8 protein-coding genes are annotated in these 11,792 nt (G+C 58.5%); all 8 read right to left on the reverse strand.

Annotated elements, in window-relative coordinates:
• Positions 1-348: 348 nt before the first annotated feature.
• Complete coding sequence (locus OOT55_RS12005) at positions 349-2,505, reverse strand: glycoside hydrolase family 16 protein (protein WP_265366108.1); 2,157 nt, start codon at positions 2,503-2,505, stop codon at positions 349-351.
• 93 nt (positions 2,506-2,598) lie between these two features.
• Positions 2,599-5,109, reverse strand: coding sequence for a glycoside hydrolase family 3 N-terminal domain-containing protein (locus OOT55_RS12010; protein WP_265366109.1), 2,511 nt, complete (start codon positions 5,107-5,109; stop codon positions 2,599-2,601).
• Positions 5,110-5,418: 309 nt separating this feature from the next.
• Positions 5,419-6,222, reverse strand: coding sequence for a polysaccharide deacetylase family protein (locus tag OOT55_RS12015; RefSeq protein WP_265366110.1), 804 nt, complete (start codon positions 6,220-6,222; stop codon positions 5,419-5,421).
• Between the two features lie 88 nt (positions 6,223-6,310).
• Positions 6,311-7,123 carry a cupin-like domain-containing protein gene (locus tag OOT55_RS12020; RefSeq protein ID WP_265366111.1) on the reverse strand — a complete coding sequence of 271 codons (813 nt, stop codon included), beginning with the start codon at positions 7,121-7,123 and terminating at the stop codon, positions 6,311-6,313.
• Positions 7,120-7,845 (reverse strand): DUF6445 family protein, encoded by a 726-nt coding sequence (locus OOT55_RS12025; RefSeq protein ID WP_265366112.1) that lies wholly within the window; start codon positions 7,843-7,845, stop codon positions 7,120-7,122. The genes OOT55_RS12020 and OOT55_RS12025 overlap by 4 nt, the downstream gene beginning before the upstream one ends.
• A gap of 9 nt (positions 7,846-7,854) precedes the next feature.
• Positions 7,855-9,360, reverse strand: a complete 1,506-nt coding sequence (locus OOT55_RS12030) for a tryptophan halogenase family protein (RefSeq protein ID WP_265366113.1) — start codon at positions 9,358-9,360, stop codon at positions 7,855-7,857.
• Between the two features lie 32 nt (positions 9,361-9,392).
• Positions 9,393-10,964: a tryptophan halogenase family protein gene (locus OOT55_RS12035; RefSeq protein WP_265366114.1), complete on the reverse strand. Its 1,572-nt coding sequence runs from the start codon at positions 10,962-10,964 to the stop codon at positions 9,393-9,395.
• Positions 10,948-11,676 (reverse strand): SapC family protein, encoded by a 729-nt coding sequence (locus OOT55_RS12040; protein WP_265366115.1) that lies wholly within the window; start codon positions 11,674-11,676, stop codon positions 10,948-10,950. Before OOT55_RS12040 ends, OOT55_RS12035 begins: the two co-directional genes overlap by 17 nt.
• Positions 11,677-11,792: the final 116 nt, after the last annotated feature.

Raw genomic sequence — 11,792 nt, forward strand, 5'->3', positions numbered from 1 at the left:
AAGAACAGGAGTAAAAGTGGGACAAGCAGCAGGCTGCTGTGGTGATACCGGATCGGTCCATCAACAACCAAGGAACCGGTGAGCACTTTCAGTAAAGTGATTTCACCTATATTCGGTAAGAGAACGCCTACCGCTGCCGCGCCGGACAGCGAGTGGATCACAGGGATGATCGCAACAACAAAGGGGCGATTTACCCGCCAACGCTTTATTGCCTGAAAATATATATCGACTCAAAGCAAAAATGCCCCGAACAAGGTCCGGGGCATTTTTCTCGCCGGCTCAGAAGCTGTGTGAACCAGGTTATCACACAGCTTCTTTGAGACGTTGTTAACGAAGCATCAAGCGTCTCTATTCGCTCAACTCCCAACGAATATTGTCCAGGCGAAAAACAACGTTACTCTGTTGCCCCATGACCGGCCACAGACTGAAGGGAGTGTTGACCCGGTTCATGATAAAGCCCGAACCTGACGTCAAGTCAGCAATCGACACCGATACGGTGTGCCACTGACCGTCATTCTGCAAAGGCACGGCCAGCTCATTTGAGGTGCAAGGGTAAATACAGTCGGCTTTGACGAGAAAACCATCGCTGTTATTTCCCGCATCCATCACTTTCAGATCAAATACGAGATTACCCGCAGCGTACGCACTCAAATCTTGAGGCTCAGAGGATTGAATGAACATAGTGCCGAAGCCGTTGGCACCAAAAGTCAGTTCCAGCACATCACCACGATCGCCATCATTCACAAGGCTGGATGTAATGCTCTGTCCATCCTGGACATAGAAGTCCACGCCCGGATCCGACCAGGTGTCGGTCAGGCTTCCATCAACAAATACATCTACCGCCTCTGTACCTTCGGGGGCGGTGCCATCCAGTTTGGGATTGACGCCACAAGACTGACCGAAACAGGTCACACGGATGTTATTCAACTGAACGTGAGCAGTGCCGTTGGTTGCCTCAAGAACAAACGGCGCGTTGATATCACTGTAATTGACCTCACCGGGCTCGTCGGCGTTGGCGACAAAATCCGAAAACCGGACCGAAACGCTTTGCCAGACACCTGTCTCCGGAAGTTCAATGTCACGCGAGCTGACATTGGGCCAAACACTATCGAGCTTGACTCTCAGTGATGCGTCCTCACTGGCGTCAATCACGCGCATATCAAAGGTTATACCGCTCAGCGCTTCATTGAGGGAGAAACTGAAGCCATCTTCGACGTAATCGACCTCGCTCATATCGCCCGACAGCAGGAATACGTTACTCAGACCGTTGAACTGAACATCCCAGACCGTCTGATCGTCCACCTGAAGCGCCGTATCGACAACCAGGTTTCCGGCGGTTTCCTCCCACTGCGCCGGAACCAGCGTATTGCTGACATCGGTATCGAAGACCGAAAAGTTCAGCGTTGCCGGGCCGTCTTCATACAAAGCGAACGCCTGCTGCGTGCCACCGGTACCGTCGACATCTTCCGCGCTTTCATCAATCCAGGCACAGCCTTTTCCGTTATCAGGATCGACATCGCATTGATAGACGCGGACATAGTCCACTACCAATTCCTGCGGGAAGGTGGTCGCACCATCCGGTGCGCCGGGCCAATTACCACCGACAGCGACGTTCATGATCAGGTGAAACATCTCGTCAAACGGAGAGGCGGGGTTACCGGTCTGGAAGCCTTCGTCCTGCCCCTGCCAATCAAGGGTGAACCAGTCGTCAGCGGTCTGGGTCGCAAAATGCACATCATCGACATACCAGCGAATTTCACCTTCCTCCCATTCAATCGCGTAGGTGTGGAAGTTCTCCCAAATCGGTTCCTCGGGAGAGTAACTGGCACCGCTGTTCAGGTTGTTCGGCCAGGGGCGCCCGTAGTGCAGGGTTCCATGAATTTCATTCTCACCGCTGGCATTGGTGTTGACGGCTTCAAAAATGTCGATTTCACCACTGAGCGGCCAACCCCCGTAAACATTCTCTGTGGGTAGCATCCATATGGCCGGCCACAGTCCCTGTCCCTGTGGCGTTTTGGCACTCACTTCGATACGACCATACTTCCAGTCCGCCTTGTTTTTGGTGCGCAGACGGGCCGACGTGTACTCACGGGTAACCGAGGTATCATCGGGATTGTACGCAGGGTCGTCATCGAAGACACCAGGCCCACTGAAACTTTCCTGGCGCGCGACAATGTGCAGATGACCGTCTTCCACGTAGCTGTTCTCTTCACGGGCGGTGTAACACTGCAGTTCATTATTGCCACCACCGGCGCAGTTCACTTCGTGAGACCAGTTTTCGGTATTGATCGATTCGCCCTCAAACTCATCGCTCCAGACCAGAGTCCAGTTCTCGCTCAGACCGCCAGCCGCACTGCTGGAACTGTCACTGCTTGAAGAGGAAGAAGAGGAGGAACTGACGCTGCTGCTTGAGCTGTCCGGCGAGTCATCGGAGTCGCTGCCACAGCCAGCTACCATAAGCAGCGCCATACCCAGGCCGATTACCGGATAATTTACGGTTTTCATAAACACCTCGTTATTATCATCAATGTTGTGTGTCGCCCCCGTGAGCGGCCGAGGCCGCCCCCGGGGACGGTAATCAGTACCTGCGCACTGACGTTACGGGCATAGTCCTTCGCCCTGGTAATCCATCTCCAGTCGAACGTTGTAGAGTTTGACCTGCAGTGCACCCTCGGTGCTCATATAGAAAGGTGACAACACCAAGGACGGGTCCACGCCGGCCTCAACCAGACAGCTGAGATCAATCGACAGCGTCTGCCAGGTGTTAGCGTCCGCGCCGGCCAGCCACTCGGTGATATCCGCGCTGGCAACACAGTCCTGTCCGCAGCGCATGCCCAGCGTTACGGCTGAAGCGGGCGCCTCGACCACATTCACATCGACACGCAGATGGGCCTTTCCGGCATAGGCACTGAGATCCACCCGCCCGGGAGAACGCAACGCCACCTCGGCCGGACCAGTGCCTGTCCAGCGAACGGCCCGGCTGTCTTCCTGAACCAGACGGTCGACCGACTGGATTTCGATACCGGGTAGCTTCGCGCCGCTACCGGTGACTACCCGGGCCCTCTCAGTCACATCGCTGAGTACCCACTGCCAGGGTTCCATCGGACGGTTTTCAAAGAGAGGCAGCACAGTCTGTGCTTCGGATTCGGTCAGACCACTGTCTTCCGACAGCGGCTCCAGATTGCCCTCATCGGCGTAGCTCAGGCCGTAACCGTAGGGGAACTGCGTCGCCTGGCCATCGCCGTGGTTGAGGGGCGTCTGATCGGCGCGAGCTGGCCAGGAAAATGACAGCTTGCCACGGAAGTCGTGACGCGGCTGTCCCTCGGCGTCGGCGACCAGCACATCGGCCACCCCCACACCCTCAGAACCGGGCAGCCAGGCTACGACAAACGCATCGGAGGCATTGATTTCGGGGTTGACCCAGAGTGGGCGACCGGTCAGAAATACCGAAACCACCGGAATTCCCTCATCGCGCAAGCGCTTGAGTAGCTCCAGGTCAGCCTCGGGCTCATAGTCCACGTCGGCGCGGTCACCCTGCATTTCCGCGTAGGGGTCTTCACCGAATACAACAACCGCCACGTCCGGCTTCTCGCTGAAGTCGCCGTTCACGTCCAGCTCTACCGATCCGCCGGCGGAGGTCACCGCGTCGGCAATACCATCGTAAATAGAGGTGGCACCGGGGAAGTCACTGTTTTCGTTGCCGGTACCCTGCCACGTCAGCGTCCAGCCACCGGCTTGCTTACCGATATTGTCCGCACCGTCGCCCGCCACCAGAATATGCTGGGTCGGATTCAGTGGCAGCAGACCATTCTGATTTTTGAGCAGCACCAGGCTTTCCCGCACGGCCTGGCGGGCGACCGCCCGGTGCTCATCAGCACCGATCAGGTCCGCACGTCCGGCGTAATGCCGATCGGAGGGCTTGCCCTTCTCAAACATACCCGCACGGAATTTGACCCGAAGAATCCGACGTACCGCATCATTCAGGCGCTCTTCGGCAATCTCACCGGATTTCACCTGAGCAACGGTATTGGCGTGCAGCGCCCGCCACTGATCGGGCACCATGAATATATCCAGCCCGGCGTTGACCGCTTCAGGGCAGGAGTCCTGACGGCAACCATCCACAAATTCGTGGCCATTCCAGTCACCCACAATCAGGCCATCAAAGCCCATGCGCTGCTTGAGCACTTCGTTCATCAGGTAGCCGTGCCCATGCAGTTTTTTGCCCTGCCAACTGCTGAAGGAGGCCATGACAGTCTGGACGCCCGCATCCAGAGCACCGAAGTAGCCAGGTCCGTGTACATCGCGCAGCTCGACTTCCGAGAAGGGTGCATCACCGCGGTCGATCCCTCCTTCGGTGCCGCCATCGGCAATGTAGTGTTTGGCCGTGGCCAAGACGCGGCCCTGCCCGAAAAATTCATCGGTGTTTGCACGCCCCTGGAGGCCTTCGACCATGGCTTTGCCATAGTCGTAAAGAATCTCCGGATCTTCGGCATAGGCCTCATAGGTGCGGCCCCAGCGATCGTCCCGGGCAACGGCCAGAGTCGGTGCAAAGTTCCAGTCCAGCCCGGTGATGGCGACTTCCCGGGCGGTGACAGTGCCGATTTCACGGATCAGATCCGGATTGCGGGTCGCCCCGAGACCGATGTTATGGGGGAAAAGCGTGGCCCCTTTGACATTGTTGTGACCGTGTACGGCATCGGTGGCCCAGACAACCGGAATGGCGGCAAAACCATCGCTGTCATCCATGGAGGCTTCATAGAACCCGTCCGCCAGGGTCAGCCAGTCTTGTGCCGTGGCATTCTTGTCGCCACCGGGGAAGGAACCGCCACCGTTGAGGATGGACCCCAGGTGATAGCGTTTGACGTCCTCCGGCGTGACGTTGCGCAATTCCGGCTGAATCATCTGGCCCACCTTCTCTTCAATGGACATGCGAGCCAACAGTGCGTCAATCTCCGGCTCGTAAGCCATCGGATCAGCCAGGGGCGTCGGATGTTCCGGCCAGAGCTCGGCACCAGTGGAACTGTCAGATGGATTATCGCTGGTCGGGCCGTTACACCCCACCAGCACTGCCAGGGCCAAGGGGGCCCAGAGGGTCAGGGACTTGTTCATTGTCGGTCTCGCTGTTATTCGTATGGGGAAAAAAGGCTCCGGAGTCATCCTCGCGGAGCCAAGCTTTTTCAAGGAGAGTCAGAGCGACGCATAACAACCAATTACCAGGAAATAACGTCGTTCGATAACCCGGACGAGTCCCACGCTCGTCCGTGATGACATTCTTGACCGGTATTGGACAGGGGTCGTCCCACTTTGATGGGAGAGTGAAAGGTGGTGTTTGCCACTTTTCCGCCGCCGGGGTGCGGCAAAGGTGGGACGCGGGTTCCCACCTGTGGCTGGGGCCAGAAGCCCCGGAGAGCGGGGGGTTCAGTGATCCCGCAGGTGACGCATGATATTGACGAAGCTGTCGACCCAGTAGCGCTCGGGGTGGGCCGCCAGATGTTCCAGTAACGCGTTATGCGCCTCCCGGGAGACCGACAGGTAATCGCCACCGACGCCATGGAAGGTAAAATTGGCCATGGTGCCCCGACGGGCCGCTTCCTCGACCACCGCGATCAGCTCTTCGCCGGACACCTCGGTCGGCACCGCAACCGTAATGCCAAAGCGGTCCAGGGATTCCAGCGAGGGGGTAACCCCACCAGAACCGATGGACTTGGCCCCGAGAAAGAGCGGTTTCACCGGAGTCAGGTAGTCGCGGTCTCCGACCCGGACATCGCCGCAGGGGGGCGTATAGGTCCGCTCCGTCTCGCCATCAATCAGGAACAGAAAGTCATTGGCCAACGCGATCTGCTCGGCAAACGCCTCGACCGGGATCTGGCTCAGATCCTGGTGCGGCGCCACCCAGTCCCGCCCCGGACGCTGCTTGTCGCATTGATGGAACAGCGAGTGGTTGCCCAGCTCATGCCCCTGAGCGGCCGCCGCGCGCCACTCGTCCAGGCGCTCCAGTAACAGTGGGGCCGCCGCCGGCACATAAAAGCTGCCCCGGAACCCACGCCGGTTCAGCTCAGGAATCACATAGTCCAACTGGGAAGCAAGCGCATCATCATAGGCAAGATTGACCGCGGCTTTGGCATTGCCGGGCCAGGAAAGCGGCTCGGCCGAGGAAGACACCGGCCACAACAGCAGCAGGGCACAGAGCAGCCCGACGGTTTTAAGACGCAAATATGGCATAAGCATTATCCGGAGAGTTGGGAGACAGGCGTTATAGTACTGCGGACCTTATCACGACGCCATAGGCCCCTCCACGCCTTTGAACGCCCTACCACCAGAAGTTGATCAGAATATTGAGCGGGCCAAACGCTTCCACGTTGTGCCACCAATGTCGGGGCAGGAACAGGGCGTCTCCCGGCTCCAGATCCGCAACCTGGGCCGATGACAGAGCCTGGGCAAAACGCGGATAGCGTTTCAGATCCGGCGCCCGTAAATCCACCAGACTGATCGGGCGACCACCCGGGGTGTGGGGCGCATCGGCGATATACAGGTTGTCTTCCTGATCCGGCGGAAACAGGGTGAAGCGTCGGCGTCCGGCCGCGACACAGGCGATATTGTCCGCCGCGTCGTTGTGGGTGGCCACCCGGGTCGAATTCCCCATCCACAGGTTGGGCTTTACCTCGACACCCAGCCCCGGAAGCGTGCAGACCTTTTCCAGCCCCGGGAAATACTCGGGAATGGGCGTGGATCCGACATAAAAGGCGGCGGGTCTCGGCGCGCGCGACTGAGAGGCCAGAATCTCCAGCGCATCTGGCAGGTAACCTTTCATCCGGGTGAAGTTGAACCCGCTCAGATCCTTGGTATAGAACAGCCGTCCGCCCTCTTTGGGATCGGCAATCATGGCCTCCAGAGGCTTTCCGGCATCAAAAGGGAGCAGATAGCGAGCAACCGCCTCCGGCGATTGCCGCGCCGCTGCCACCAACGGCCAGTGTTGGGCATAGCCCTTCAGTAGCACCGGATGCTCGGGCGGGGCCTGCTGAAAATCGGCGGCCAGCGCTCGCTCGCGGTCCCACCAGAACACTTGCTGGGCTCGGGAGTCGGTCGGTTGCGTCGGTGTGTTCAATGTAACGGAGACAGTCATTGGCCCTCAAAATCCAGAAACAGGTTAGCCGTCAGTCGACCCCGGGCCGGATCCGCATTGAGATCCCGGTCGGGCTCAATCAGGCCTGAGTGCAACAGATTCCCGGGATAAATCAATAAACGATCCGGCCGGTAGTCCACCTGATAAATCAACTCAAAGTGCGCATCACTCCCCCGGCAATAACGCGCCGGAGGCGTCCCGTGTTCGCGCATGTGCCGCTCAGCTTCCTGCACAAAATGCGCAAAGCGGTCATCGGTAATGCGCTCATAGCCGGTCGGGCGGTGACGAAAAAAGCCGGTGCCACCAAACGGCCCCGGATTGAGATAGTGCATGATCGCAAAGTAGAACCCCCGGCGGGTGTCATAATGAGGTACACGCTGCAACACCGCCAGGTCGGATTCCGCCCGGGTGACCAGGGAAAAAAGCTGATGAATGCAATGCCCCCGGAAAGACGCCGGCACCTGGTACGTCTCTCGAATCAGCGGCTCAAGACGGGACAGTATCCGACGAGTGTAATCCGCCGGGAGGTTGGCACGTATTCCCGGATAAGCAGCCTGCCCTTCGCCGGAGAAGGCCGCCCACTCGCTGGCGACCCGCTTTAGAGGCTCCAGGTCGCCCAACACATTGTCCAGTACGATGACCGGCGTCTGCTCGTTGCCGATGTGCACCACGGAAGCCTCCACCTCCCGACTCATCCGCTCCAGCGCAGTTGCACCCGACATGATCACCTCTTATCCGTTGGCCGCCTGGGCCATGGGCATTTTGCAGTAGTAATCGATAAACGCCTGATGGGAAGGCAGCTTGGCCACCAGTTGTTCGGTCGACTGTCGCAACTTCTTCAGGAAGTCCGCGAGTTCTTTTTCGGTCATCACATCCGCCATGGGATGATAGGCCTTGGGCGTAATGCCCTGGCCCATCATCACCTGTATCCAGGACTCTTCACCAAACAGTTCATTTTCAATTTTGAACACCCGGGCCGAGTCGCTGAACAGATCAATTCGCTGCCGCAACGCCGCCGGAATTTCCATATTTTTGCAGTAGCGCCAGAAGGGTGTGTCGTCCCGCTCGGTGACTTTGTAGTGCAGAATGATGAAATCCCGGATACGTTCGACTTCTACTTTGGTCTGTTGATTGAACTCATCGATGTCCGACTGGACCATGTGGCCACTGGCCGGAAACAGCTGCACGAATCGAACCAGGCTGCGCTGAATCAGGTGGATACTGGTCGACTCCAACGGCTCCAGAAAGCCGCTGGCCAGGCCCAACGCCAGGCAGTTTTTCACCCAGTGCTTGCGCCGGGTGCCGGTGCGGAACTGAATCGGTTTCGGGTCGGTAATCGGTTCGCCCTCTAGGTTGCCAAACAGGGTTTCCCGGGCCTGTTCATCGCTCAGGTAGCGACTGGAATACACCAGGCCATTGCCAACCCGGTTCTGCAGCGGGATGCGCCATTGCCAACCCGCGTCGTGGGCGATAGATCGCGTGTAGGGAATCGGCTCGCCCACGGATTCGGTCTGCACCGCCAGGGCGCGATCGCAGGGCAGCCAGTGCGACCAGTCCTCGAAGCCGGCGTGCAGGGACTGTTCAATCAGCAGTCCGCGAAAGCCGGTACAGTCGATAAAGAAGTCGCCACCCACCTGTTTGCCGGAAGCCAATGTCAGGGACTGGATTTCGCCATTGTCCGGGTTGAGATTCACTTTCTCGATTTTGCCTTCCACCCGCTCGACACCCAGTTTTTCACTGCGTCGACGCAGGAATGCCGCGTAGCGACCGGCATCCATGTGGTAGGCGTAGTTCATCCGGCCATTGGGCAGAACCGCGAATTTGTTTTCGTGGGACGCCAGCAACTCCGCACAGTAATCGCCGTAGGGATAATCAATGCCTTTGGCCTTTCCCGCCAACCAGAAATGCAGAAAGCTGCAGGCCCAGCAGTCTTTACCCGCATAGCCGAACGAGTGAATATACTTGTGATCTTTCTCCCGCCAGTTTTCAAAGGAAATGCCCAATTTGAAGGTGCCGTTCACTTCCGCGAGAAATTCCCGCTCGTCGATATCGAGCATTTTGTGAAAGGTCATCAGTGGCGGAATGGTGGCTTCACCGACGCCAACGGTCGGAATATCATCGGACTCCACCAGCTTGATATCGAGATTTTTTCCGAGCGTCTGCGACAGCAGCCCGGCCGCCATCCATCCGGCGGTTCCGCCACCTGCGATCACTATGCGTTTGATACTGTCAGTCATGGTCACCTCGGCTCACTCTGAGCAAGTCGTGCCTAAACGGTATGCAGTCCGTGTTGGCGAATATGGTTCAACAGGGCGCGATTTTCCGGCAGGCCCTGCAACAGCTTTCGGGTTTGCGCCGCAGTCTCGTGAAGTGCGGCCTGCGCGGCAGCGCCCGATTGCCGGACGCGCCGTTCAAGCCCCTCGAGGTCGGTGTACTCCGGGCGCATGCCGTAAAGAATGTACTGGTAACTGGCGGAGGGGAACAGCTCGTCCCGGTACAGGCTGTCACAGCTCCAGGGGCTGCGCGAACGCCACAGCAACAGCTGCTCGGCCAGCTCCTCGGGCACAGTCTCTTCGGTCCGGTGCGCTCGCCAGTAGTCGGAGTCCTCCCGGGTGCTCAGCACATAATGCAGCTTGAGAAACCCGATGATGTTGTCCCAGTGAAGGCGGAAACGTTGATTGAATCGGCGGGCCACCACCGACATTTCCTCCCGGTTTTCCGGCATCTGCTGCACCAGGAACTGGGCCGAGCGCTCCACCAACACCAGGGCGGTGGCTTCCAGCGGCTCGATGAATCCGGCCGACAGGCCGATAGCCACACAATTGTTCTGCCAGAAGCGTTCGCGGTGCCCCGGGTCAAACTGAATCAGGCGCGGGGACAGCTCATCCAGTGTCGCACCGGAATCCGTCCCGCACAGATAGGCCGCCAGCCGCTCATACACACTGTCCTTATCAATATGCGCGGATGAAAACACGGCGCCGACACCCCGTCGGGTAGGCAGCGCGATATCCCAGATCCAGCCATCGGGATGGGCGGTACTGAGAGTCTGCGACGCAATGGAGCTCTGCTCACTCGAGTAGGGCACCTGCACCGCCAGTGCAGAATCATTGAACAGGACCGGGCGCTGACTGACCCAGGGAACCTGATAGTGCTGCCCTAGCAGGCGGGACGCCATACCGGTGCAGTCGATAAACAGGTCGCCGGCGAGGGTTTCGCCGGATTTCAGATGCAGGTGTTTGATATCACCATTGTCCCGCGACTGAACGCCGGTCACTTCTCCCAGGTAATGCACCACGCCCAGACGTTCCACGCAGTGGCGCTGCAGCAGGCGGGTAAATTTACCGGCGTCCAGATGGTAACCGTAGTTCAGGTTGAAGGCATACTCGGGCGTCGTCAGTTGCTTGGGCGCGCGCCCCTGGTCACAGACCGATGACTGCGGGCTGACCGCGTAGGCGAAGGGTAAATCCCGGTGGGCGTAGCGCCAGTGTTCCGCCAGATTCAGGCGTCCGTATCCGGCGGGCAGCGTGAACGGATGGTCATACCGGTCGCCGTCGCCGCGGCACCAGTTCTGAAAGCGTGACCCCTGTTTGAAACTGACATCACATTCGCGGATAAACTCGGATTCCGACAGACCGATGGTCCGCAGGGTCTCCAGCATAGAAGGCCAGGTGCCTTCACCGACGCCGATGGTCGCAATATCGGGCGACTCCAACAGCGTTATCCGCCGGTTGGGCCGGGAATCCAGACGAGCATCCGCGGCCAACAAGCCCGCGGTCAGCCAGCCGGCGGTGCCACCGCCGACAATGACGACGTGTTCGACCGGACTACTGTGCACGCTCATGGTGGTTCCGTGATTTACGCTCAATCAGAGCACGCATTTTGCCCATGGACGCAATGGTCATATAGATGGGTTCCAGGTAGCCGCGCTCGTGCAGGCTCGCGACCTGCTCGGCGCTCAACGCTTTGAGGCGCTCTTCCTGAATGGTATAGAAGCCCATCAACTGGCCGGTGGTGCCATCTTCCAGGGTAATATCCATGGTAACCGGTTCGAGCAGTTGTAGCTCGACCAAGGTATCAATAAAAGCCACATCGTGCTGATACCACACATGGATGGCTTCCAGCATACCGGACACCCGGTCCAGATAGTCGGTATTGGCCCCGTGCTCTTCGAAGAGGCGGGCGCCGGTTTCAGTATTGACCTTTGGATGCTCGACATCAATGTGCATCATACGCCGCGGCTCTTCGCCGTCATCGGCAGGGTAAGTGCCGATGGAGAAGGGCACACGCTGCATCATCAATGGAATGTAACCGGCGTCCCACCGGTCATCTTTGAGGAAAAGGTTCTCTTCCTGCTCCAGACCAAACAGAGCTACGGAAAAGAAGCGCCCGCTGTTCGGGTCTTTTTGAAACAGTATGGGATAGTGAGCCTGTACGGCGCGAAATTCCGGGGAAAAGGTCTGGCCCCACATGACCGCATCGCCGTTCTCACGGCGGAAGCGATTGTCCACCCGCAAGTCACGGTGCTGTTCGTTGTTCAGTAATACGGTTTTCACCTGAAGGCTCCTCGTTTTTTGCGCTTATCGTAATAACGGTTCAATTTTCACCGGATCAGAGACAAGAAAGCCGCCCAACAGCGGCGGCTTTCCTTGCATCAGCCGGATGGCAGGGT

It is taken from the genome of Marinimicrobium sp. C6131, assembly GCF_026153455.1.
Taxonomy (GTDB): domain Bacteria; phylum Pseudomonadota; class Gammaproteobacteria; order Pseudomonadales; family Cellvibrionaceae; genus Marinimicrobium.

What these genes read in the sequence shown, in the direction of transcription:
- OOT55_RS12005 (WP_265366108.1), bottom strand. Translation starts at nt 2,505, where the DNA reads ATGAAAACCGTAAATTATCCGGTAATCGGCCTGGGTATGGCGCTGCTT.
- OOT55_RS12010 (WP_265366109.1), bottom strand. Translation starts at nt 5,109, where the DNA reads ATGAACAAGTCCCTGACCCTCTGGGCCCCCTTGGCCCTGGCAGTGCTG.
- OOT55_RS12015 (WP_265366110.1), bottom strand. Translation starts at nt 6,222, where the DNA reads ATGCCATATTTGCGTCTTAAAACCGTCGGGCTGCTCTGTGCCCTGCTG.
- OOT55_RS12020 (WP_265366111.1), bottom strand. Translation starts at nt 7,123, where the DNA reads ATGACTGTCTCCGTTACATTGAACACACCGACGCAACCGACCGACTCC.
- OOT55_RS12025 (WP_265366112.1), bottom strand. Translation starts at nt 7,845, where the DNA reads ATGTCGGGTGCAACTGCGCTGGAGCGGATGAGTCGGGAGGTGGAGGCT.
- OOT55_RS12030 (WP_265366113.1), bottom strand. Translation starts at nt 9,360, where the DNA reads ATGACTGACAGTATCAAACGCATAGTGATCGCAGGTGGCGGAACCGCC.
- OOT55_RS12035 (WP_265366114.1), bottom strand. Translation starts at nt 10,964, where the DNA reads ATGAGCGTGCACAGTAGTCCGGTCGAACACGTCGTCATTGTCGGCGGT.